Origin of the sequence: Paraflavitalea soli (genome assembly GCF_003555545.1) — a bacterium.
Classification (GTDB): domain Bacteria; phylum Bacteroidota; class Bacteroidia; order Chitinophagales; family Chitinophagaceae; genus Paraflavitalea; species Paraflavitalea soli.
The window spans coordinates 2,072,754-2,097,288 of sequence record NZ_CP032157.1; the positions used below are offsets into that span (position 1 = coordinate 2,072,754).

Sequence of the window (24,535 nt, forward strand, 5' to 3'; positions counted from 1 at the left end):
ATTCAAAAACAGGTCAGAATATCTGTTTACTAAACAAGGGTATTTATATCCCAGAGGCAGTATTAATAGAAAATGCCCGCTCTATCGCGGGCATTTTAGCCGAAAGTCTAGCAAAAAATATCTTGGTTATCTTATTTCATATATCATGACCTAGAATACATTGTAAGCAAAGGATACATAGTATATCCCGCCCACATAAGGATTGCCCAGGGCACTGTAATAGTATTTATTCAGCAGGTTGGAAGCACCCAGCTTAACAATACTGCGGATCTTCTGGAGCTTATAGCTGATCTGTCCATCCAGCGAACCGAATGAAGGAATCCTGCCTGCAGCAAAAGTACCTTCCCAATCTACATCATCCTGCCAGCGGTACACAAAGTTGAAACCCCAGGGCCCCTTGTCGATACCATCATTACCTACACCTACGTTAAACCGCACTTTGGGGGTATTGAAGAAGGTAACAAGACCTGCAGGTACATCACGCAGCTGATCGCCCGATACATTGGCCCGGAAACTATAACCACCACGCGCCTGGTATTCTGCTCCTATTCCCCATCCGATGGCTTTTACATTGTTATCAGAGTTCTCAGGATAAGAATAGTTTTCAGTGGTCAGCGGATTGGCAACATTGGTTACAGGAGGAAAGGACGCCCTGCCTACTGCCCTACGACCAATGAAATTCTTGTACTCGCAATAATACACATAAGCATCCACCAGCAATCTTTTGGTGGGTAATCCACGGTAACCAAATTCATAGGAGTTGGCCGTTTCGGGCTTCAACTCTTTAAAGGGGGCTATTTGCAGTAATCCCGGGTTGGGTGTACCAGCTGCAACCGATTGACGGAAAGCGCCAATGCTTTCAGCCGTATATACGGGGTTGGTATCAAAGTGGTAATAAGTTTGAAAGGAGGGCAAGCCACCAATCAATTTAGCACCGGGCGTATTCAGGTTGATGTACTGGTCCTGCGTTGTGGGAAAGCGGTAAGCAGTCTGGAAAGAGAGACGCAGGTTGTTGTCTTTGGCTACGCTCACCAACGCGGTAACACGGGGGGTAAAGCGGCCGGTAAAATTCTCGTTCTTATCATAGCGGCCCGAAGCGGTCAGCTTCAGTACATCGTTGAACAATCGTTTCTGCAACTGGATATAGCCGCCATATTCAGTAATATCGATCGGACCGGAGGTATCTGCAAAAATGGTCCCTTGGGAATTGAGGTGGTAAACACGGTAGTTGGCACCTACCATCACTTCCACCACTTTTACATAATCGCTCAGGTTCAATTGACCTTCTACATGGTAAAGGGCCGATTTATCAGCAAATTTGGCTCCCCCAACAGAGGAGGTTTTATCGTTGATATTAGTGTTGATCGCTCTGGTGAGGGCATTGTCAAAGGCGGTGGTACCTGGCAATAACCTGCCAGTCTCAGCAGCACCTCTTGCGGCGCCATGGGCCTGCGCATCGGGGAAAGCCGGCAAAAAGGTGCCTGGGGTGGCGCCAGGTATGATACCTAGCCTGGCAGCTCCGTAAGTACCGGTATATTGCTGGAACCAGGTGCCATTGGGTTTCCATAAATTATTGACTGCAAAGGCTGCGGTAGTAGCCGTATAGGAATCCCCGGAATTTTCCTGGGTAGTATAGGCCCTTACAAACCAGTTCTTGCCCTTCACCTCGGCTGAATATTGGCCCAGTTTAAAGTTTTTGAGGGAATAGCGGTCGGCCCCGGTATATACGGTAGTACCCGTACCCCAATAGGCCAACAGGGAAGCCTCAATATTGTTGGAGATCTTGTAATACAGACCGGCATTGAGTTTCACGCTATAAGCATCATAATCTACCAGGTCCTGTTCCGCATAGCCGGTACGGCTTACCAGTTGCGCCCCGAAGGTATTCTTATAGGCATTGGTAGGCACTGGGCTGGAAGGGATCAGCAATGGCAGAGCAGAAGCATAGGGGGCCAATGCGGGATTGGAACCAAAAGCGATTGCAATCTGCTGGGGTGTAAAATTTGCTGCAATCATACCGTCAAGGGCCGTCAATATAGCGCCACCGCCGCCGGCTGCTATCTGCCCCCGGGCTACCTGTGCCAGGCTGTTCATGCTCACGCTGGCCTCATCGCCATATACATTAATACCGTCATAATTATTATCTGATTGGCGGGTGCCGTCTTTTACTGAGCTTAGTACGTTGTTGCGGGCCAGGTTGCGGGTGTCATTAGCCTGCCAGTCCTGGGCCGATACAAACTGGCCGCCGATCTTAAAGGCCAGCTTTTCGCTGATCTTTTTGCCCCAGCGGAAAGACCAGTCATAATAAGGAGCGGTAGGCCGCTGGTGGCTATTGACATGGTTGATCCCTTGTTTAATCTGGAAACTGAGGCCCTGGTACTTAAAAGGATTCTTACTCGTCATGAGTAAAGTGCCCGTCATACCGCCCGATCCATACAGGGCGGAAGAAGCGCCTTGCAGTAATTCGATGTTATCGATATCCAGTTCGGTAGGCCCTGTAATAATACCTACAGAAAAGTTGAGGGCAGGCGCCTGGTTGTCCATTCCATCCACCAGCTGGTTGAAGCGAAGGTTACCACTGCCATTAAAGCCCCGTGTACTGAGGGTATTAAAAGTAATACTGGATGTGGTCATATCCACGCCTTTGAAATTGGCCATTCCCTGGTAAAAACTGGGAGCAGCAGAAGAGCGCACATTCGCAGCACTCATACGTTCGATGGAGACAGGCGATTCAAGGATTCTTTCCGCCACGCGGCTGGCTGAAACGACCACTTCAAGACCGAGCACGGAAGTAGGTACAAAACTTACTTCCACCACATCAGAAGCATTCGATACGTTTACTTCCTGTGATTCATATCCGATAGAACTAAACACCAGGGTTAAGGGTGGACGTTGACTGGTAATGAGTCTGAAATTTCCACGTTCGTCTGAAAATGTTCCGGTTGAAGAACCTTTTACAGTGACGGAAACGGCCGGTACAACATCCTTGTTGGTACTGTTGCGGATATTTCCGGTTATCGTGTAGGTTTGTAGTTGGGCATGGGTATTGGCAGCAAAAAACAATAAGAGCATGTTCAGGAAAGCCGCCAGAAAACGGTAGCTTCTTCTCATGATGGCAGTTTTTGTTTATGTATTATACTAATCTACGTATTGTAATCATTAAGTTAAAATTTAATTTTTAAACAAATACGTCCTGATTGTGCATATCTCAGCCATTCTTTTTTTCCACCATTTGACCGCCTGCTCTATATTCGCGCCATGAATGCCTATCAATTCCCCGGACAGACCAAATTCTACAAGGGTAAGGTGCGTGATGTGTACACTATTCAGGACGAATGGCTGGTCATGATCGCCTCCAACCGCATATCTGCATTTGATGTAATATTACCCCGACCCATACCCTATAAAGGACAGGTTTTAAATCAAATCGCTGCTTACATGCTGGAAGCGACACGCGATATTTGTCCTAATTGGTTACTGGACGTGCCGGCTCCCAACGTATCGATCGGTCAGAAATGTGAGCCTTTTAAGATAGAAATGGTGGTACGGGGTAACCTTACCGGTCATGCCTGGCGCACCTATGCCAGTGGGAAAAGAACACTTTGCGGTGTCATATTACCGGAAGGCATGCGCGAAAATGACTATTTCCCCACCCCCATCATCACCCCTTCTACCAAAGCAGAGGCCGGCCATGATGAGGATATTTCCAAAGAAGAGATCATTGCACAGGGACTGGCCACGGAAGCTGACTGGAAAATACTGGAACATTATACCCTGGCTTTATTTGCCCGTGGTAAAGAGATTGCCGCCAAACAAGGACTGATCCTGGTAGATACCAAATATGAATTTGGCAAGATCAAGGATGCCATATACCTGATGGATGAGATCCATACACCTGACTCTTCCCGCTATTTCTATGCAGACGGATTCGAAGAGCGGCAGGCCAAAGGTGAAAGGCAGCTCCAGCTGAGTAAAGAATTTGTACGGGAATGGCTGATCGCTAATAATTTCATGGGCAAGGAAGGCCAAACTGTTCCCCACATGACTGATGAATGGATCGATACCATCAGCCGCCGCTATATACAGCTGTATGAAAAAGTGATCGGGAAACAGTTTGTACCGGAAGCGTTGAGCGAACAAGAGATCAACGACAGGATCCTGAAGGCATTGGAAAAACTGAAATAGGAAAGAGGCAAAAGCCAGTCTGGCAGGACCTGGGTAAACCGGCAACCACCCTGGAACAATACGCCCCCAGGGCTGTGAAAAGCCTTTATATCGACCTACTCCACTGCCGCTAACAGGTTTGCCAAATTCATATAGAACGGCCTCACATTGTAAGGGATCATGCCCATACCGATGATGGCAAAGTGATCATAGCCATTGTATACCCCAATATGATTCCACACACCTTTTTCCAAAGCATCGGGCGCATAGGGTTTGATGATGCTGGTATTGGGTCCGCTCATACCATATACATTCGCGGCGCCATCATTGGCCCACCATTTTTCATCGATCACTACTTTGCCCGGTGTGTTCTGTGTATAATTACCCAGTCCCATAATGATGGGCACCGGAAATGCCACCGGTATCAAAGCCGGGAAGGTGGTGAGACGGGGATATTCCCAACCGGTGAGCAATCCTTTAGTCGTATTTTTCGTGGTCACGGAGAAGTAATACACGTTCTTTGAATCAGGTTCTGCCTGGTTCCAGTCGCGGGCCGCTTCAGGCGTCACATCATGCCCCGAATAATCGTCGGTAGTCCAGATCCTGCTATTGCCTACCCGGGCGGCATAGGCCGCAAAACTTTCACCCGGCTCTCTTTCCAGGTCCCACTGCTCCAGGTCGAAATCATACAAGGCATCCGCTTCCAGGCTGGCGCCTGCCAGGCCTGCCGCAGCGATCACCAGCCCTTTTACAAACGGTGCATAGTCGGGCAATAATTTGTACGTAAGCGTAGCGCCATTGTGCGGCGTACTGATGGTGGTAACGGATTTCACCCAACCTGTTTTACCGCCACTAAACAGCTCCGCATGGGCAGGGTCCTGCAGCTCGGTCTTATCGCCCTGCTCTAAAAGGGTCAGTAACTTCCTGACTGTGATGCCTCCCATACTGTGGCCCAGCAGGTGTACCGGGTGATTGGCATCCCACTCAGGGTACACACCGGGATAGTATCGGCTTTTGGTTTGGTGGTGGCCATACTGGGTACTGTGGAATTTGCCATAGTCCACATAGCCGCCTTTGATATAATAGTAGAGGTCTACCGCCCGGTCGAAATTACTGCTGAAAGGTCCTACAGAAGTGGCATAGGCTGGATAGCCGTTGTTGGTCAGGTAAAGGGGGATATTGTCTACCCCACCCCAGTAGTTAAAGCTGCCGAATTCACCGGGACCAAAACCTCCCAGGCCATGCACCATGATGATGGGGATATGTGTAGCCACTACACCAGACTGGGTATTCAGTTGTACCTGACTGCTTCCTGCAGGAAGTGGAATGGCCCGGCCAAGGGGAGTGATGGGCTCTTCCTGCACGGCTTCCCGGCCATTGGCAGGAGCATTGTTGCCCGCTGCTTCATCATGTGCAACCTTCTTACAGGAATGGAGTAAAAGCAATAGTAACAGGCACGAGGCCGTCGTTGTAAAGAACTTTTTCATATACAGAAATGGATTTATTTACCTGAGTGAGGCGGGTAGGATGCATAAAGTACGTGCAACTGCCCGGTCTGGATTTCCGTGGCATGATTATATCATGTAATTTACGGGCATGAAAAGGATGCTCGTCAATTTGCTGTTTATGACATTGCCAGTACTTGCTATCAGCCAGGATTTTTACCTGCTTGTGGGGACTTATACCTCCGGCACCAGCGAAGGCATTTATGTGTACAAATTCAACAGCGCCACCGGCGAAGGCAGTTTTGTGAGTAAGGTAGCCGCCAGCAACCCCAGCTTCCTGGCTGTATCTAAAAATAAAAAATATGTCTACTCGGTGTATGAAGACGGAGATGACAAAGGCAGTGTAGCAGCTTTTTCCTTTGATAAGAAAAACGGGACCTTACAATTCCTCAATAAACAATCCAGTGGCGGCGATCACCCCTGCTATGTGGCGATTGATGAATCAGGCAAATGGGTGGCAGTAGCCAATTACAGCGGAGGAAGTTTCTCCCTGCTGCCGGTAAGCCCCGATGGTTTCCTGCGGGCTGCGGAAAGAACGATCAATCACAGCGGCAGTGGTCCAGACAAGCAACGGCAAGCCGCCCCACACGTGCATTCCACCGTTTTTGATCCCCACGATAAATACCTGCTGGTACAGGACCTGGGCATTGATAAGATCATGGTGTATGCTTTTGATAATAAAACAGGGGAACTGAAAGCAGCCAAAATACCCTCCAACTCTACCGTTCCGGGATCGGGCCCCCGTCATATCGATTTCTCTCCCAACGGGAACTATGTTTACCTGATGGAAGAGATGAGCGGAAATGTGACGGCCTATGCCTACAACAAAGGCAAACTGCAATTCATAGAAACCGTATCAGCTATCAAAGAAGGCTATAAAGGCCCCATCGGCAGTGCAGATATCCATGTATCGCCCGATGGTAAATTCCTCTATGCTTCCAACCGCGGCGAATCGAATGATATTGCCATTTTTGCCATCGATAAATCAACCGGCAAACTCACCCTGAAAGGTCATCAGTCTGTATTGGGCAAGGGTCCACGCAACTTCAGCATCGACCCTACCGGCAACTTCCTGCTGTCGGCCAACCAAACCAGCAATGATATTGTGATCTTCAAAAGGGATAAAGAAACAGGACTGCTCACCGCCACCGGCAAAAAGCTGGAGTTGGATAAGCCTGTTTGTTTGAAGTGGATACCTGTGAAGTAAAAGGATCTTATTTGGCAAAACAAGAACCCGTTTGTTAATATTTCAGGGGACGTTGACTGGTATGCCTGATACGTGCTATAATAATTTCTTTTTCTTTTACTAGGTAGCTAATACGGAAACGATGTAGTTCAAATGCCCTGAAATTCTTGTTATTCTTTACTTTGTATTTATCAGGAGGATGAATTTCGGGAGCTGTGGGAAGTGCTTTTATTTTCTGAAGTAATTCCTTTTTACCTTGTCGGCATTCTGAGGGGAATCTTTTCGTATATGGCTGATAGCATTAGCCAGGTACTCAATGGCTTGTTTGTCCCAGCTAATTTTTCGTTTCAACATTACCATCCTTTTGACATCTTATCAACTTCCTCCTGCGAGTAAAACTCACCTGCTTCTACCCTTGCAATTGCTTCATCTATTTCCTTATTGTATTGCTCAATATTGGTGCCTGCAACTTTCTTTTCTCTTCCCTTTAAGAAGGTCTTAAGCATTTGCAATACTGACTTTTTTTCAGCATCGTCCAATTGTATTATATATTTATACAGTTCTTGCTCCAGGGTATTTGCCATATAAGCTATTTTTACAAATTTACCTTTTTTATAGGGTTATCCAAACCAAGAATTTGCACAGCTTCGTGGCTGATAATCAAGATAGTATTTAGTAAAAAGGGGTCAATCCCCGTGTTTCAATTTAGGTCTCAATCTCGCTCTCGACTTATTGAAGACATTGCTGCCTTTATCGACGCCTTTGCGTAATTCCTTTTGTTCTTCCTCGGGCAGGTGAATAAAATCCTGGCAGCCTTTGCTGCAGCAGCCTTCGTATTGCTGGGCGCAGGCCTCACACTGGATAAAGAGCAGGTGACAGCCTTCATTGGCGCAATTGGTATGGTTATCGGCCGGCTTACCACACTGGTGGCATTTGGCGATCACATCTTCTGTGATGCGCTCCCCCAGCCTGTCGTCGAATACAAAGTTCTTCCCGATAAACTTACTGTCCATGCCCTGGTCTTTCACCTGACGGGCATAGTTGATGATGCCCCCTTCGAGGTGAAATACATTTTTGAAGCCATTGTGCAGCATATACGCGCTGGCTTTTTCACAACGGATACCGCCAGTGCAATACATGATGATGTTCTTATCCTGGTGATCTTTCAGCATATCTACCGCCATGGGCAATTGTTCGCGGAAAGTATCGCTGGGCACTTCAATGGCTTTCACAAAATGGCCCACTTCGTATTCATAGTGGTTGCGCATGTCTACCACAATGGTATCGGGATCATTGAGCAGCTCATTCATCTGCGCGGCATTTACGTACTTGCCTTTATTACTCATATCAAAAGCGGGATCCGTAATGCCATCCGCCACGATCTTGTCACGCACCTTGATCTTGAGCACCCAGAATGATTTGCCATCATCATCTACGGCAATATTCAGCCGCAGTCCGTTCAGCGCAGGAATGGTATACAGGTATTGCTGCAGGGCTTCGTAATGACTTTGTGGTACGCTGATCTGCGCATTGATGCCTTCATGGGCTACATAAATGCGGCCAAAGACCTTCAATACCTGTAGGGCCTGGTACAGCTCATCACGAAAGGCCTGGGGGTCAGGAATGGGGAAATATTGGTAAAAGGAAATGGTGGTCCGGGTTTCGGTTTCCTGGTATAGACGTTCCTTCAACTCCTTCTGGGAGACTCTGTTGTGTAAAATAGCCATGGGTAAAATTTTGTGACCGTATGCCTGACAGTCAAAATTTTGAAACGCCGCAAAGATAAGTTATTTCCCCTTATTTTTAAGGTCCAAACCTACCTGTTGCATGCGAATTACCTGTAAGACCGCATAGCATTTTACACATTGATAAGGGTATCTTCTCTATTTTCTCATGACCGGTCTTTCCTTTGCCGGTATGATGAGCCCCTGGTGGATGTAGGGGTAGGTACAAAAAAAAAGAGGGCCCGGATAAAGATCCAGCCCCGTTTTCAAAATCCAATATCCTATGAAAAACCGAAGTAGGTAATTCAAGCGCCGTGCCAGCTTATTTTAAACGGGAATGGCATGCCAGCCTGCCAAAACGCTCCCAGCATGGGAAAGTTTTTCTTATTTCGGGAATATCTTAGCCGTATAAGTTAAATGCTAACCGCTCGCAGCTGGTTTACTGCGGCAACTGGATGGCCCCACCCAGCAATCCTCCCAGCCCGATACGCAGCCCTACCTGCCCTTTCTGACCATTGAGGTACGAGGCTACTACATCCACCCGCAGCAGCTTAAAGATGTTCTCTATACCGCCAAATACTTCTACGTAATTGTTGTCCTTGTTCACATAGAAGGCATTGCCGCCCCCTACCAGGTGCCAGTTGAGCTTTTTGAACAGGGGTATCTTATTCGTCAGGAACCCGTTGAAATGATGCTCCAGGTGCCCCACCGCATAAAATGATTCAGTGGTACTGTTGGCGTAATAAGGCGCCAGCTGGAAACTATTGAGGTACCTGCTGGCAAAGATCAGCTGGTTGCCATTAAAGTGCTGGTAATCCTGTATGGGCACTTTGCTGTCGTTGATGAAGCCACCAATACTGAACCGGTATTTCATCTCTCCACGCAGCTTAAAGTTCATATTGTCCCAAATAGAGAATGTCCATTTGTCAAAATCCACATCACTGCCCAGTACCTTATCGATACCCTTTTTATAGGACACGGCAAACGTGGGGTATTTGGAGCCGATGGCCACTTTGTTATTGGGGTATTGGATATACCGCTGTCCGGGCTGAAACTGTGCCGATATGCTTGCTATGAGCGCCTGGTGCTGTATGAACTGCGCCGGTATCTTTTCATAGGGATAGTTGGGGGTAAACACCTTGTCCTTATCCTTGAAAATGGAAAAATCGGTGGTATTGTCGATAGGTATCCGGTCTTCATACAGTACATCGGCTGTAATACGCAGGTCATTGTCGAAGCGCTTGTTCCAGGAGATCCGGCCAAAGTAGTTCTCATAGATCTTCATGTAATTGCGCCGGTCAAACAGGGTATAGACACTGTTCATCAATGGCGTGATCGGGTTGTCCTGGTTGAATTGGCTCACCCTTTTACCACCTGCCAGTCCCCATACCGTGCGACTGGTGGTACCGCCGTCCTGGTCCCAGGTAAATTCCCGTTTCCACCATTGCAGACTGGCCCAGGCGTTAAAATGCTGGTTGCTGAAGCCATAGCGTACATGAGGCGTAAAGCTCACCTGTTGTTTTATTTTCGGAAAGGAACGCTGTATGGTGGCTTCAGCATTCAACACCAACCCTTCCACGGTATTGTAGGATACCTGTTGCAACAGGGGTTTCCAGGTAAACCACACCGGGCTTTTGGGATTATAATTATAGCGTGTAAAACCACCGTACAATACTTTCATCACGGTGATCTTGCCCTGCTTTTTACGCATGGAATCCGTATAAGCCTTGGTCCATACAGAATCACGCCGGTAATGCATCATGCTGTCCTTGATCTTATAATCCTTTACTTCTTCCAGCTCCAGCGGCACGGGGCGGATGGAATCCCAATAGGCTTTTGATTTCTTATTGACGGCGGTATCGTATTTGATCACCACATTGTTGAAATACCTTTTATTGAAACTGGGCGCCACTTCATATTTGTTGTACACATTCAGGAAGTTACCCACCGCATCAATACCCAGTATATTGAAGGTAAAATATACCACCTGGTCCTTGGTTTGCCATACATCTTTTGAAATAGGCAGGTGGATCTGTTTGATGCGCATGGTATCCAGTATTTCCAGCTGCGATTTTTTGGTCAGCGTCAGTTCCAGGCTATGTATGCGCCAGTCGCCTTCGGTAATATTGATGGTGCCGTTGAATAAGGGCTCATAATTGCGGCGGGCTATTACCTGTATCTGGTTGATCTCTTTCCCGTCTTCCCAGAAAGATCCCAGGTATTTATAGGCATAATAGTTCAGCGCCGCATCGGCGATGGGCGATATGAATCCCCGGGGATTGAGCTGTGCCGTAAATACATTGACATTATTATTGTAGAAATTAATGAAAGTGGGAAAGTTAAAGCCATAACCGCCTGAGCCGCTTTCACGGCCCGACAGTACTTCCAGCTTTATTTTACCCGGCTTTTTAAAGGCGATCTTCGTAAGTGATTCCGACAGGTGAATGATCCCTTTTCCAACGGAATCAACCCCCATCTCTTTCCGGTCTTCCTCTTCTATCTTTTGGCCAAATACCTTTTTGGGCAGTTTACGGGTCTTGACAAGGGTTTTGATATAAGCTTCGCAGGTAAAGGAATCCAGCGGCGCTACATAGTCTTTTTTCTTGCGAATGGCATTGCGGATGATCTCATAGGCAGGATCTTCTGCATTGGCCCTTACCACCACTTCTTTCATCGTAGTTTGCTGGATCGACAGTTCAAAGTTGAGGGTCACGCTGCCGCTGGCGGGCACGGTAACCGTTTTTTCTACCTTGGTGTAGCCGATGTATTGGCAAGTAATAGTGTAGGTACCGGGAATTAGATCGAGAAAGTAACTGCCCTGACTGCTGGTGGTGGTACCGATGGTGGTACCCTTTACAAAGACGGAAGCGTAGGGAAGCATCTCGCCTTTTTGGTTTTTTACAGTTCCGGTTACCCGGCCAGCCTGCGCACAAATAAAAGATAATAGGAATGAGGTTAAATAGAGTAACGTTTTCTTCATAGCAGATCTTATGCAGCGAAAATAATGGCTTTCACCTCAGCATGCGCAAGAACCTTGACCGCTTATCTAAGTTTTAACAAAATAAATATACAGGCTTCGGTCCTTGCTACTTGTAGTTGGCGATATTAATGAGGGCTACCACGTTCTGTACAATGATCTTTCTGCCTTTTGTTTCCAGGATACCGGCTTCTTTGAATTCGCTCAATATCCGCACAATGTTTTCCCTGGTAGTGCCTACCAGGTTGGCCAGGTCTTCCCTGGACAGGTTGATCTCAACAGGCATGCCGGGCTGCGTATCTACCTTGTATTTCTCCCGCAGCACCACCAATTGAAGAGCCAGCCTTTCCTTTACAGAACGTTGGGTAAATAAAGTGATACTGTTGACCATCACAGCAAATTCATGACTGAGCGTCTTTAACAGGCGTCTGCTTAACAGAGGGGAACGATGTAATGCTTCCAGAAAATCTTCCTTGGGTATAAATACAATGCTGCTTTCTTCCAGTGAGGCAGCCGAATCGGGGTACCGGTCCCCTTCCAATATGGCATGATAACCCAATAGTTCGCCTGTATTGGCTACATAGATGATCTGCTCGCCGCCTTCTTTGGCCACTTTGTATTTTTTGGCCTTTCCTTTTTTGATGTAAAAAATGCCAGATGGATAGGCCCCTTCCCGGAAGATCACTTCTCCTTTGCTGTATACCTGCTCACTTTGGTGGGCTGTGAGCAAAGCAAGGTCCTCTTCCGGCAGGTCGGCAAGGACCGATTGACTTTTGAAATCCCATTTGTCTATAGGAAAAAGACCACTGATACTCATAGTAGACCACAAAGGTACCGTATTAAAAATTGACAATTGTCACTTTTTGAATTGATAAAGGAGTGTAGCATCCCATGGCGCATACCGGTAGCTTTGCGGAATATGTCACCAGCCACCAATTCTTTACTTCGTATGTCTGCCTGGTTTAAGTCAGATGAGCAATTCCATCACCTGTATCCCCTGTCCATGCAGCAGCTGGCAAAAAGACACTGGACCTCATTGGTAGTAGCAGAAATGGTCGTGGAATTTCTTACCCCCTCCAAAGGCACCCGGGTGCTGGACATCGGCAGCGGGGTGGGCAAATTCTGTCTCACGGGCGCCTACCACAAACCTTCTTCCCATTTCTATGGTATTGAGCAACGCAAAGACCTGGTGGCCCATGCCGATACTGCCAGGCAAATAGTAGGATTGGACAATGCGCATTTTCTCCATGGCAATTTCACACAGCTCGACTTCAGCCAATACGACCATTTCTATTTTTACAATTCCTTTTATGAACACCTGGTAGACACGGATAAAATAGATGAGAACATCACTTTTTCTGAGTCATTGTACAATTATTACACCCGGAGTCTCTACAAAAAGCTGGAACAGCTGCCTGCGGGTACCCGGCTGGCCACTTTTCATACCCTGGAAGACCGGGTGCCACCTGGATACTACCTGGTAGAGACCCATATTGGCACTTTATTAAAGTACTGGATCAAAACCTGAATGCCCGCACGATACCCTATTGATAACCCTATAAAATAATAAGATGGCAGCCGATATGGACATGGATCATGAAATAAGTACGGTTACAGAATCTTTGCGCTATGTGAGCGGTTACCTGGACTGTGAAAAGATAATTATTCGTAATATCCGCAAGCACCTGGAAAATGGAATAGATGAATCAAATATTGAAAACTACCTCAAGGCTCTGATCGGCTACCTGGAGCGTTCTACCGAAACAGGCGAAGATGCCAATAAGCAAATGAACCACCGGTTTGTTATTGGTTTTATCTATACCCTGTTGAGAACTTCTTCCTGGAGAAGCTGGGTACAATCGATACAGATCTAAACTATAATCTTTCATGGCAACACCTGAAAAAAAAGTTCCCCCATCACCTGAAGCGGACCGCAAACCGGGCTACCTATGGAGCCTCATGCATCAAAAATGCGCCCGGTGCAGGCAGGGCAATATGTTCCAGCATAGTAACGCATATAACCTGAAGCAGTTCATGAAAATGAACGACAACTGCCCGGCCTGTGACCAACGAATGGAGATAGAAGTTGGCTTTTACTATGGTACCAGCTATGTGAGTTATGCACTCACCGTGGCCTTGTCAGTCTCCACCTTTGTAGCCTGGTGGGTATTGATCGGGTTTTCAGTGCACGACAACCGCTTTTTCTGGTGGCTGGGCATCAATATCGCGGCGCTACTCCTGCTTCAGCCCTACCTGATGCGGCTGTCGAGAGCTATCTGGCTGTCATTTTTTGTCCGTTATGATCCGGCCTGGAGAACGGAAAAGCCAGATCATACGCCACGGGGTTAACAGCCTTCCTCACCCTAAATCTAATTGTATGTCTACCGTTCCTGACAGTATTTTATTGGGCAAATATTTTACCGACGAGGCCGGCTTCCGTAACCTTTTTCCCCTCCCTATACAAAAACTGGACGCTTTGCATTGGTCGCCAATCACGGTGGCCGGCAAAGCTGTTCAGTTCCTGGCGCAGCATGAGGTGGTAAACATCCTTGACATCGGCAGCGGCATAGGCAAGTTTTGCCTCACAGGGGGTTCCATTCAACCAGCAGCTCATTTTTATGGTGTAGAGCAACGGGAAGACCTGGTAAAACAGGCAATCATTGTAGCACACAGGCTCGGTTTAAACAACGTGCATTTTATGCATAGCAACTTTACCCAGCTGGACCTGAAAGAGTATGACCACTTCTATTTCTATAACTCCTTTTTTGAGAACCTGCCCGGAACAGATAAGATAGATGATAGTATTGCTTATTCGAGAGAGCTGTATAACTACTATAGCCATTATCTCTACAAGCAACTGGAAGAAATGCCAGCCGGCACGCGCATCGTTACCTATTGCAGCTGGGGAGATGAGATACCTGACACTTATTCGCTGGTGGAAACCCATTTTGACAGTTTATTAAGATGCTGGATAAAAAGATAGATCATGAACACTACAATGGAAGATTATTGTCATAAGCTGGTCAACAAGATCCTGTTTGCGGCTTCCCAGGAGGAAGTGAAAAGGTATATTGATACAGCGATGAAAAGTATGGTAACCCATAAGGTTAACGGGCATATCATTGCCAGGTTTGCAGACAAGGCACTTCTTCATTTAAAGGAGTTTAGCCCTATGGACCAGGATGCGCAACAATGGACCAATATAAAAATGGCCATTTTGCTGTTTAACCAGCTGAAACGCACACTAAATAGTGGAGCTATCCCTATAAGTTAAGTATCATGTTCAGGCCCAAACTGTTTGATACCCTCAAAAATTACAGTACTGCAGCGTTCGGCAAGGACCTGATGGCTGGCATTATTGTAGGTATTGTTGCCCTGCCGCTGGCCATTGCTTTTGCCATCGCCTCCGGGGTTTCGCCGGAGAAAGGGTTGTATACGGCTGTCATTGCCGGCTTTATCATTTCGGCATTAGGCGGCAGCCGGGTACAGATCGGTGGTCCTACAGGCGCTTTTATTGTGATTGTGTACGGTATCGTACAGCAATACGGAGAAAACGGATTGATCATTGCCACCTTTATGGCAGGTATTATGCTGCTGATGATGGGGTTTGCCCGTTTGGGTACCGTGATCCAATACATTCCCTACCCGTTGATCGTGGGATTTACCAGCGGCATTGCCGTATTGATCTTTTCTTCCCAGGTAAAGGATTTCCTGGGACTCCGGATGGGGGCAGTACCGGCAGACTTTATCGACAAGTGGAAAAGTTTTGGGCTCCACCTGTACTCCGCCAACTGGTATGCTTTCCTCGTGGCCAGCGCCACCGTTATGATCATTATATTATGGCCGCGGATCACCCGCAAAGTACCGGGTTCGCTGATAGCCATCCTCCTTACTACCGCTGCTGCATCGGTATTGAACCTGCCCGTGGAAACCATTGGCAGTCGCTTTGGCCGTATCCCGTCCTCACTGCCCGCACCTGCTATACCCGCACTTGATCTTGCCACGATCAAAAACATGGTACAACCGGCTTTTACGATCGCCCTGCTGGGAGGTATTGAATCGCTTTTATCGGCTGTAGTGGCCGATGGCATGATGGGTGGCAGGCACCGGTCCAACATGGAACTGGTGGCGCAGGGAGCGGCCAACATAGGATCTTCTGTGTTTGGAGGTATACCAGCCACAGGTGCCATTGCGCGTACAGCCACCAATATTAAAAATGGCGGGCGCACACCTGTTGCAGGTATTGTACATGCCATTACCCTGTTGTTGATCATGTTGCTGGTGGGCAAATGGGCCGCATTGATCCCCATGCCCACCCTGGCAGGTATATTGGTGGTGGTGGCTTATAACATGAGCGAGTGGCATAACTTCAAGTCCGTGTTGAAGGGAGCACGCAATGATGTAGCGGTGCTGCTGATCGTTTTTTTGCTTACGGTCCTGGTTGATCTTACCGTAGCCATTGAGATCGGAATCGTGCTGGCAGCTTTTCTGTTTATGCGGCAGATGATACAAACTACCGGTGTAAATGCCCTGTCCGGTAAAGAAGAAGCCGGTGATGAAAAATTCGGCAGCAGCTCCATCATCCCGGGTGTTGAGGTATTTGAGATCACTGGTCCGCTGTTCTTTGGCGCTGCCTGGAAATTCAAAGATGCCATGCGGCTTATTGAAAAGCCACCCAAAGTATTGATCATCCGTATGGGCCAGGTGCCTGTCATTGATGCTACCGGCATTAAAGTGATTGGGGAAGTGTACAGGGAATCAAAGCTTCGCCATACTAAGCTCATCTTGTCGGAAGTACATAGTAGCCACGTAATGGAGGCGCTGAAAGATGCCCGCCTGCTGTTTGCCATAGGGAAGGCCAATGTGACCGCCACCTTTGAGAAAGCCCTGGAGAGAAGCCACACCATAATAGCATCTGCGCTATGAAATCGACTGTATCCAGCAAGTGACGAGTGATCGCTTGAGAAGACCACTTATTTCTTGCGCACATAACTGCCGGTCAATGCCGCAAAGCCGGCCACGATAGCGGCTACCAGGGCCGTAATGAGTATCAGTAAAAAGTAAGAGCCGCCCAGGGGTAATACCTGCGCCATCTTCTGCGACAGGATATGCTGGTTCCTGACATCGATCCAGGTGGCCAGTACACCCCAAAGCAGCAGCAATCCCAGGAAACCGGAGAGATAAGCTTTCCATGGCTTCTGTGGAATGAGGGCTGCTACGATAAAAGCAGCCTGGGCCAGGCTCCACCAGCCCAGGTAAAGCCCTGCAGCAAAACTTAACAACGCGATCAACAATATGGAAACTATGAATTTCATCTGTTCAATTTGAGAATTTGAAAATTTGAGGATTTGAAAATGAAACAGCCCGGGATTAATCCGATAACACATTACCACATTTTCAAATTACCACATGATCACATTAGTTATTAAAGTTCATCGTGTATTTCACACCAGGCCCCTTGCCTTCACTTTCCGACATCACCCATAGCAAATTGTATTCACCGGCAACCCACTTGTTGACAAAACTGTCGTAATACTTACTGCCGGGATTGCCTTGCTGGCCGCCGGGAAAAATACCCCAGGCCTCCGTTTTATCGGTCAGGTGTACGATCATCCGCCAGCTGGGACCATGGAACTGCTTGGTGGCATTGATCACATGTTCACCGCCACCGGTATTGAGGTGCAGCCTGCCCAGTGGCGCTATCTGGCGCAACAGGTGGCGAATGCCGGTATCTTTGAATTTACCCCAGGCGAGCCTGCCTTCTGCAGCAGCCCTCTTGAGCACAGGGATGGCTTTCTTAAAGGCAGTGGTCACCACATCGCCTGCAGTTTCTTTGTTGGGCGTATGAATATTGTCAACGGGTGCAAAAGCTGAATCCCGCAACAAACCTTCTACCAGTGTATAGGCTTCCGGAATTTGAATGGGCTTAGGTGCTGCTTCCAGCTCATCACTCCACACCTCCGCTTCCAGGCCCCTGAACCAGGTATCGAATATCGCTGCCCCCTTTTCATCGGGATCATTACGCAGGTTCCAGTTGCGCAGTATCTCCAGGTAACTCTTCTCTTCATTGGTGAGCATGTGCTCCTTAATATTCTTCAGCAATACAGGCCGCGCAGTCTCCGCAAATACATTGTAGTTATCTGTTTGCAACTGCTTCATATCATCGATCGTAATGCTGTTCATAGCACGCAGCCGGCGGTTGATGATAAAGCTGCGGTACAGATCATAAGAGCCCCCCTGGTAATAAGGATAGGCAGTATCGGCCGCCATCTGGTTGGCGCTGCTTACAAAGTCCAGGCGGCGCTCGGGTTCCACATGGGGATTTTCTTCCTGTGGTATATTGGCCTGCCAGCGGTAGCTGCTATCCGTACCGGGCATGATAAAGTCGCCCTGTCTTTTCCATTTGGCCGGAAATTCGCCTTGCTGCCAGATGGCTATATCATTGTCCTTACTGGCAAATACAAAATTCTGCCCGGGACAGGTAAAGTCTTTGATAGCTGCCAGGTAATCAGTATAACCTGTGGCCCTGTTGAGCAGGTAAAAGGTCTTGAACTCGTTGGAGCCCTCATGCGCTTTCCATTGCACAGCCAGGTTGGTCACCTGCGTGGCGCGGCCAAAACCATTAAAGGAAGCATCGTACTGTACAGGGCCCCAAAGAGTATAGGCTACCGTATCATATAAAGTAGCGCCGCCTTTCACTTTAAACGCTTCCACTTTTAACTGGGCGGGTTTCCACGCACTGTCAAACCAGTATTCCTGTTTGGAGTCATCCTTAAAGCGGATGGCATAATAGTCTTTTACATCGCGGTGGGAATTGGTAACACCCCAGGCCACCTGATCGGTAAACCCTATAATGATGGCGGGCGATCCGGGGAAGCTGGCGCCATAAGCATTGCTTTGCGGTGTGTGCAGCTGCATTTCAAACCAGAGGGAAGGTAATGACAGGCCCAGATGCGGATCACTGCACAAAATAGGTCTTCCGCTTTGTGTTTTTTGTCCGCTCACCGCCCAGTTATTACTGCCATTGTCTTTATCGGGTTTGTTGATGGCAGCCAGCGTAGCACTGTCTTTCCACTGGAAGTACAGCGAATCAGCTGATGCCGGTGCTACCGGGTGAATGGTTGCTGGTGCAAATACCGATCCCCTGGGTACAATAGGACTTAAGGAATCCTGGGTAGTGGGATAAAACTTTTCGAAAAGCTCGTGGCTCAATACCGCTTTGGCATTGGTGTATTCAATATCATTTTCCGAGCCGGAGAGGTCATAGCTCATGTATTTCAGGAAAAGCGCTGTCTTCAGGTTCGTCCAATGCTCGGGATGATAATTGAGCAGGCGGTATTCCAGGGGAAGCGTGCTGCTGGTGAGTTGATCAATGTAAGCATTGGCCCCGGCCGTATAGGCATCCAACACCTTTTTGGTGGTGGTGTCATTTTCCATTACCTGCAAAGAATTGTTGGCGGCATACACCATACCCAGGCGACGCATATTGCGGTCGAAGTTCAGGATCGTGCTATCGGCCCCGGTGCCTACGATCTCCGTTAACCTGCCCGCTGCTGCATGCGTTTGGAATTCCATTTGCCACAAACGGAACCTGGCATGCAGGTATCCCTGTACGAAATACAGGTCTTCATCATTCTGGGCAAATACGTGGGGCACCATCCGGTCGTCGAAGTATACAGCTACTTTGTCTTTCAGTTGCGGAAGCTGCAATGTCATATTGTAATCCTGGTCTGCAGGCTCAGCATTTTGCCAGAAGCCCTCTTGCGGACTCAGGAAGCTGCCCAGTGGAGGAGTACTCCCAATGGGAATGCTCAGTGCTATGACCAATCCTGTAGTCACAGCAGCGGAAATTAAAAAGGGAACAAGTCTCATACTACCGGAAGGGTTTAAAGAAATCGTTTAAAAGTAACACGAACTGGTAATACCACAAAATTGTATTGTGCGGCAAGCATTTAGGGTGCAATTTTACAGCAGAGTTTGAGGGAACATTTAAACAGTCGTCGTTTTAATCAAATGCCTTTATGAAACCGGGTGGCTTAACCCGTCATCAGAAAACCGGCCCTTCCGGGCCGGTTTTTATAAAGCTTTCGGGGACGTTCTTACGCCTGATTGGTTGTCACGGGTTTGCCATACTTCCCGGGACAGGGTAAGCGCATACAAGATAAAAATTTTTACTTTTTACTCATATAGGTCATAGGTTGCTAAATCCGTCGTTAAATGGACCGGTTCCCCAGGGAGCCGGTTCTTTTTTTGTGTACAGGTGTTTGTCAGGCTGAGTTTATCGAAGCCGCCTTCGACAGCCCTTCGATAAGCTCAGGGTGACAACCACCAATCCAGGTCATCAATACCCAGACCAATCCCCTCATGGTGAGGGACATAGTTCAGCACACTTGCCATTATAATTTATACGGGCTACTGCTTGCAATATTAATTGTCCTGTATTACCTTGCACCTGTATCCAATATTACCTAATCTCCAAATCTTCGTTTATGAAAAGGTCTACTAAACCCTCCATCAACACGTTCCGCCTGAAACAATTAGCTGGTATTACACTTGTCTGCTGCATGTTTGTAGTAGGTCTCGTTGTTTAATTGACCAGGGATTCCCAACAAACATTTACTTCCCATTGATGATGCCTGGCGCTTAAACCCGCCGGGGAGCTATTTGTTTTGCCCGCCCGCATCCCAGGGCCCATTAAAAGCGCCGTTTTCAACACCATGAACACCCGCAAAGCCTGCCTCATGAGAGGTAGCTACCGCAGGCTTTGCTTTTTGTTCCCCCCTTGGCCATCTCCTGGCCAGGTACAGAATTCCTTTCCTGTCACCCCCGACATCTTCCTCCATCCTGGTTCAGACTTTTTTTCGTACCTTTTAGGGTAGTTCTTTTCATATTCCTCACCTCAAAATGTTTTGCTATGAAACAATCAGCTTGTCATGCCATGGCATTGTTGCTGGTACCATGGCTGGCCTGTAATGACCAGGCCGCACACGAAAATGCAAAACTACCCGCCTCCCCCACTCCCGAAGCCGCTATGATCCTGCCCGCTGTACCAGACACTACCCTGCCCAGCGGACGCCGGAATATCTACCTCGCCGGACTTCGAAATAAACCTGGCTTTTTTGTTGAACGAAGTGTTTTCCCCGCCGGCTACAAAGGCTTGCCCCATATCCACAATGGCGACATTTATGTAACGATCATTAAAGGTTCGGTCTATATAGCACTGGGCAACCGGTTCGACACCACCGCCCGGGTGCCCGTATATGGTCCGGGCAGCTTTATTGTTATCAAAGCCGACCAACCGCATTATGAATGGTTCACAGAGCCCTGCACCATGCAGATCGAAGGCATCGGGCCCAATGAGACCTTTTATGTAAATGAGCCGGGGAGTAAGAAGTGAAGGCAGGAATATAGCATACAGCATTCAGCATACAGAAGCTTTTGCATGGCCAGGAAGGGATCAGCAACCTTAGTGCGGTATTCAAGGGCTGGTTAACAATTGTACCAGCTTTTGTACTTCCTCCATCGTATTGAATGCATGCAATACGATCCTTAACCTTTCACTTCCCCTGGGCACCGTAGGATACAGGATGGGCCGTACATCCAACCTGGCCGACTGCAGCCGGCTGGCCACTGCTTTTACCTGGTCATTACCGGGAACGATGACTACCTGTATGGGAGTGGCCGACACCAGCTTTGGATAAGCGAGGGAAGCTTGCTGAAAGTATTGTACCAATTGGCGCAGGTGCGCCCGCTCGGTCTGCATACCAGGGAAAAGGCGGTAAGCCGCTTGTATAGCTGCTACACTGCTTTCGGGCAAGGCCGTGGTATAGATAAATGCCCGGGAGAAATTGATGAGGTAGTCACGCAATAGCGCGCTGCCCAATACCACCGCACCATGACAGCCTACCGCTTTGCCAAAGGTATGAATGCGGGCAAAGCAGGATGGCTGCAGGCCCAACTGCTGTACCAACCCTTCTCCCTGCTCTCCTATTACACCGGTGGCATGTGCCTCATCGACAATGAGGTGGGTCTGGTATTGCTGGCAAAGACGCACCATTTTCTCCAGTGGCGCCTCATCCCCATCCATCGAGAACACAGATTCCGTTACCACAAACACAGTCCCCGTGGCCGTTTGCAGTCTTTTCTCCAGGGCTTCCAGGTCATTGTGTGGGAAAGGAAAGGATTGGGCAAAGCTCAGCCGAATGCCATCACGCAGGGAAGCATGGCTGAGTGAATCGTATATAATAGTATCTCCCCGCTGAGGTACACAACTCAGCAATCCGAGATTAGCATCATACCCCGAATTGAACAGCAAGGCCGCAGGCGCTCCATGAAAAATGGCCAGTTGCTTTTCCGCCTGTTCTACCCGTTCATAATTGCCGGCCAGTAAACGGGAACCACCCGATCCGTGGTGGCGTGACGAGGCATCATGTACCAGCTGCTTTTCAATAAGGCCATGGTGTATGATACCCAGGTAATCGTTGGAGCAGAGATCAGTCTTGCCATCGGGCAGGCGCAGTGTACGGAAAGCCTGTGCCGCCTTTCGTTCATCGAGCTTTTTATGGAGGAAGTCGTCGTTCATAAAATAGTTTCGGGTTCCGTGTTTTGAGTTTTGTGCTGCCCCGCAATTCGATTTCCGGCGTAAAGGTAACGGCTTCCAGGGTATTCGCTCGCAGCCCGAAGCTCGTGGCTCGTAGCTTTTCTCTACCTTGCAGCCCATGGAGACCACCGACGTAAAGAATATCCTTGGCTTGCAGTTGCCTACCGATCCCCGCTGGGTGAACCTGGCCGGGATCTCGCTGGAAGAGATACTGACCGATCATGCGTATTGTGAGCAGAAAGCCGCCACCAGTTGTATTTCCCTGATCCAACGCTACAGTGATAAAGACAAGCTGGTGCGTGAACTATCACCCATCGTAACAGAAGAATGGGGGCATTTCAGGCTGGTATTGGCCGAACTGGATAAGCGCAAGCTGAAACTGGGTAAGCAGCGCAAGGATGATTATGTGAACGAACTGATGAAATTTCAACAAAAAGGCGGTTCCCAGGAAGATCATTTCCTGGACAAGCTACTCATATTCGCCCTCATAGAAGCCCGCAGCTGTGAGCGTTTTAAACGGCTCAGTGAAGGGCTGGAAGACCCTTACCTGCGCAATTTCTACCGCCGCTTTATGGAAAGCGAGGCAGGGCATTATCACCTCTTTATTGAACTGGCCGAAACCTATGTCGACAAAACCAAGGTACGTCAACGCTGGCAGGAATGGCTGAACTACGAAGCAGGCATTATCCAAACACTGGAAGTACGGGGAGATCGGATGCATTAGATGTAGGATGCAGGATTTGGAATGTAGAATTGCTCCCGCTCTTTGTAATTTATACCTGTTAATTACTGCGTACGCTTCTGCACAAAAGAATCCTACATCCTAAATTCGGGATCCGGAATGTATCTTGCACCCTTGTTAAAACTGGACTCCATATCACTGGTTCAATTCAAGAACTATCAGCAGACCGCCTTTACCTTCGACAACCGTATCGTGGGTATTGCCGGGAAAAACGGGGTTGGGAAAACCAACCTGCTCGATGCTATTTATTATTGCTGTTTCACCAAAAGTTATTTTGCCCGCTCAGATGGCCAGAATGTATGGCGGGGCGCCGGCGGTTTCCGGATAGAAGCCCATTTTACATTGGCCGGTGAGCCCATGAAAGTGGTATGCATCCTGCGGGAGAACGGTAAGAAAGAATTCCTGCTCAATGATGAACCTTATGAAAAGTTTGCCCACCATATTGGCCGTTTTCCCTGTGTGATCATTGCGCCGGATGATATACAGATCATTACCGGCGGCAGTGAAGAACGGCGGCGTTTCCTGGACGCCCTCCTCTCCCAACTGGACGCTACTTACCTGCAGCACCTCATCGATTACAACAAAGTATTACAGCAGCGCAATAGTTTCCTGAAATCACTGGCCGAAAAAAGACAGGCCGATATGGGCTTACTGGATGTATATGATGAGCAATTGGTACACTATGGAAATTATGTACACGGGAAAAGAAAAAGTTTTCTCCAGGAATTTATTCCGGCTGTGCAAAAATTTTACCAGCAAATAGCCGGTGTGGAAGAGCCCTTGCATATTACGTACGAGAGTCAGCTACTGCAATATAGTTTCCCTGATCTTTTTTTCCGGTTTCGGGAAAAAGATATGCTGTTGCAAAGAACTACAGGAGGTATCCACAAGGACGACCTGGATATCCGGTTACAACAACAATCCTTCAAACTGATCGCTTCGCAGGGACAACGGAAAAGCCTCTTATTTGCACTCAAACTAGCTGAGTTCGAAGCATTAAAGAATGCAAAAGGCTTCGCTCCCCTCCTGCTGCTGGATGATGTATTTGAAAAGCTGGATGAGCACCGCATGCACAATCTCCTGAGCCAGGTATGCCTGGAAAACGAAGGGCAACTATTTATTACCGACACGCATGAAGACCGCATCCGCAAACATTTTGGACAGCTCGTCGGTTCTTACCAGGTTATTTGTCTTTAATCAATTGTATTATCCGCAAGGAAAAAGTAGTTTTACCCGTCTAAGTATTGTGATAAAAATGTATATTCACAACAGGAGAAGAACGATTGCTTATGACTAATTCCCTCGAGTCCGTTATTGCTTTCCTGGAGGAAACAAATGACCCCCACGTAGCTTATTTTTCATATACCACTGATGAAGCTGGTGAAGCCGGAGCCATTAGCGCCAACAAAGAAGGCTTGCGCCTGTATGCACTGGAGCTATTGAAAAAATCACTCGACATAGAGCAAAAACCACCTCAAAGCAGCCTCATTTTTTGTCCCCGTGAATGGATGGTCAGCGAAACCGGTTATAACCTCATCAGTTGTGTACGACCGCAGTATCATTCCCGTGAAACTATCCTGTCGGATATTGAACCCGCCCGCTATGGCGTCAATGATCCCCGTTTTAAAGTGTAGATC

Annotated in this window: 21 protein-coding genes and 1 pseudogene; 12 read left to right on the forward strand and 10 right to left on the reverse strand. The window is 48.1% G+C overall.

All coding sequences use genetic code 11. The annotated features are described in order from the left end of the window. Nucleotides 1-150: 150 nt before the first annotated feature. Nucleotides 151-3,111, reverse strand: coding sequence for a TonB-dependent receptor (locus tag D3H65_RS07650; RefSeq protein ID WP_119049706.1), 2,961 nt, complete (start codon nt 3,109-3,111; stop codon nt 151-153). Between the two features lie 147 nt (nt 3,112-3,258). Between D3H65_RS07650 and D3H65_RS07655 the strand changes: the two genes are divergently transcribed. Further along, nucleotides 3,259-4,185: a phosphoribosylaminoimidazolesuccinocarboxamide synthase gene (locus tag D3H65_RS07655; protein ID WP_119049708.1), complete on the forward strand. Its 927-nt coding sequence runs from the start codon at nt 3,259-3,261 to the stop codon at nt 4,183-4,185. Between the two features lie 95 nt (nt 4,186-4,280). Here the strand turns inward: D3H65_RS07655 and D3H65_RS07660 are convergent, their stop codons facing one another. Beyond that, nucleotides 4,281-5,651 carry an esterase/lipase family protein gene (locus D3H65_RS07660; RefSeq protein WP_162915479.1) on the reverse strand — a complete coding sequence of 457 codons (1,371 nt, stop codon included), beginning with the start codon at nt 5,649-5,651 and terminating at the stop codon, nt 4,281-4,283. A 109-nt stretch (nt 5,652-5,760) separates the two neighbouring features. Here D3H65_RS07660 and D3H65_RS07665 point away from each other — a divergent pair, with 109 nt between their 5' ends. Beyond that, nucleotides 5,761-6,876, forward strand: coding sequence for a lactonase family protein (locus tag D3H65_RS07665; protein ID WP_119049711.1), 1,116 nt, complete (start codon nt 5,761-5,763; stop codon nt 6,874-6,876). Nucleotides 6,877-6,910: 34 nt separating this feature from the next. Here D3H65_RS07665 and D3H65_RS33530 read toward each other — a convergent pair. The 5 genes and pseudogenes from D3H65_RS33530 to D3H65_RS07690 form a co-directional block, all read right to left on the reverse strand. Next, nucleotides 6,911-7,105, reverse strand: a pseudogene (locus tag D3H65_RS33530) (type II toxin-antitoxin system RelE/ParE family toxin); the annotation flags it as partial. 103 nt (nt 7,106-7,208) lie between these two features. Next, on the reverse strand, nt 7,209-7,439 hold the full coding sequence (locus tag D3H65_RS07675; RefSeq protein WP_119049713.1) for a hypothetical protein: 231 nt from the start codon (nt 7,437-7,439) through the stop codon (nt 7,209-7,211). 102 nt (nt 7,440-7,541) lie between these two features. Beyond that, nucleotides 7,542-8,582: an oxygen-dependent tRNA uridine(34) hydroxylase TrhO gene (gene trhO / locus D3H65_RS07680; protein WP_119049715.1), complete on the reverse strand. Its 1,041-nt coding sequence runs from the start codon at nt 8,580-8,582 to the stop codon at nt 7,542-7,544. A 436-nt stretch (nt 8,583-9,018) separates the two neighbouring features. Then, complete coding sequence (locus D3H65_RS07685; protein WP_119049716.1) at nt 9,019-11,559, reverse strand: DUF5686 and carboxypeptidase regulatory-like domain-containing protein; 2,541 nt, start codon at nt 11,557-11,559, stop codon at nt 9,019-9,021. Between the two features lie 106 nt (nt 11,560-11,665). Continuing rightward, on the reverse strand, nt 11,666-12,409 hold the full coding sequence (locus tag D3H65_RS07690) for a Crp/Fnr family transcriptional regulator (protein WP_245999696.1): 744 nt from the start codon (nt 12,407-12,409) through the stop codon (nt 11,666-11,668). A 96-nt stretch (nt 12,410-12,505) separates the two neighbouring features. Here D3H65_RS07690 and D3H65_RS07695 point away from each other — a divergent pair, with 96 nt between their 5' ends. The 6 genes from D3H65_RS07695 to D3H65_RS07720 are packed head-to-tail and all read left to right on the forward strand — an operon-like array spanning nt 12,506 to nt 16,482. Further along, on the forward strand, nt 12,506-13,084 hold the full coding sequence (locus D3H65_RS07695) for a methyltransferase domain-containing protein (protein ID WP_245999697.1): 579 nt from the start codon (nt 12,506-12,508) through the stop codon (nt 13,082-13,084). Nucleotides 13,085-13,127: 43 nt separating this feature from the next. Further along, nucleotides 13,128-13,430 (forward strand): hypothetical protein, encoded by a 303-nt coding sequence (locus tag D3H65_RS07700; protein ID WP_119049720.1) that lies wholly within the window; start codon nt 13,128-13,130, stop codon nt 13,428-13,430. Between the two features lie 13 nt (nt 13,431-13,443). Next, on the forward strand, nt 13,444-13,905 hold the full coding sequence (locus tag D3H65_RS07705) for a DUF983 domain-containing protein (protein ID WP_119049722.1): 462 nt from the start codon (nt 13,444-13,446) through the stop codon (nt 13,903-13,905). Nucleotides 13,906-13,933: 28 nt separating this feature from the next. Then, the gene (locus D3H65_RS07710) at nt 13,934-14,539 is read left to right on the forward strand and encodes a methyltransferase domain-containing protein (RefSeq protein WP_119049724.1); all 606 of its coding nucleotides are present in this window, start codon (nt 13,934-13,936) and stop codon (nt 14,537-14,539) included. A gap of 3 nt (nt 14,540-14,542) precedes the next feature. Then, complete coding sequence (locus D3H65_RS07715) at nt 14,543-14,830, forward strand: hypothetical protein (protein ID WP_119049725.1); 288 nt, start codon at nt 14,543-14,545, stop codon at nt 14,828-14,830. Nucleotides 14,831-14,835: 5 nt separating this feature from the next. After that, on the forward strand, nt 14,836-16,482 hold the full coding sequence (locus D3H65_RS07720) for a SulP family inorganic anion transporter (protein ID WP_119049727.1): 1,647 nt from the start codon (nt 14,836-14,838) through the stop codon (nt 16,480-16,482). Between the two features lie 47 nt (nt 16,483-16,529). Here D3H65_RS07720 and D3H65_RS07725 read toward each other — a convergent pair whose 3' ends face one another. Together D3H65_RS07725 and D3H65_RS07730 are read right to left on the reverse strand one after the other, a co-directional pair. After that, nucleotides 16,530-16,871, reverse strand: a complete 342-nt coding sequence (locus D3H65_RS07725; RefSeq protein ID WP_119054425.1) for a hypothetical protein — start codon at nt 16,869-16,871, stop codon at nt 16,530-16,532. Between the two features lie 103 nt (nt 16,872-16,974). Further along, on the reverse strand, nt 16,975-19,428 hold the full coding sequence (locus D3H65_RS07730; RefSeq protein WP_119049728.1) for a penicillin acylase family protein: 2,454 nt from the start codon (nt 19,426-19,428) through the stop codon (nt 16,975-16,977). Nucleotides 19,429-20,470: 1,042 nt separating this feature from the next. On the opposite strand from D3H65_RS07730, the gene D3H65_RS07740 reads away from it, so the two are divergent. Further along, complete coding sequence (locus D3H65_RS07740) at nt 20,471-20,953, forward strand: cupin domain-containing protein (RefSeq protein WP_119049732.1); 483 nt, start codon at nt 20,471-20,473, stop codon at nt 20,951-20,953. Nucleotides 20,954-21,034: 81 nt separating this feature from the next. On the opposite strand, the gene D3H65_RS07745 is transcribed toward D3H65_RS07740, so the two are convergent. Then, the gene (locus D3H65_RS07745) at nt 21,035-22,138 is read right to left on the reverse strand and encodes an aminotransferase class I/II-fold pyridoxal phosphate-dependent enzyme (RefSeq protein WP_119049734.1); all 1,104 of its coding nucleotides are present in this window, start codon (nt 22,136-22,138) and stop codon (nt 21,035-21,037) included. 136 nt (nt 22,139-22,274) lie between these two features. Between D3H65_RS07745 and miaE the strand changes: the two genes are divergently transcribed. The 3 genes from miaE to D3H65_RS07760 all read left to right on the forward strand — a co-directional run bounded on the left by miaE (nt 22,275) and on the right by D3H65_RS07760 (nt 24,532). Next, complete coding sequence (gene miaE / locus D3H65_RS07750; protein ID WP_119049736.1) at nt 22,275-22,880, forward strand: tRNA-(ms[2]io[6]A)-hydroxylase; 606 nt, start codon at nt 22,275-22,277, stop codon at nt 22,878-22,880. Between the two features lie 117 nt (nt 22,881-22,997). After that, entirely contained in the window at nt 22,998-24,095 is a 1,098-nt protein-coding gene (gene recF / locus D3H65_RS07755; protein WP_245999698.1) for a DNA replication/repair protein RecF, read from the forward strand. A 92-nt stretch (nt 24,096-24,187) separates the two neighbouring features. Then, nucleotides 24,188-24,532: a hypothetical protein gene (locus D3H65_RS07760; RefSeq protein ID WP_119049737.1), complete on the forward strand. Its 345-nt coding sequence runs from the start codon at nt 24,188-24,190 to the stop codon at nt 24,530-24,532. Nucleotides 24,533-24,535: the final 3 nt, after the last annotated feature.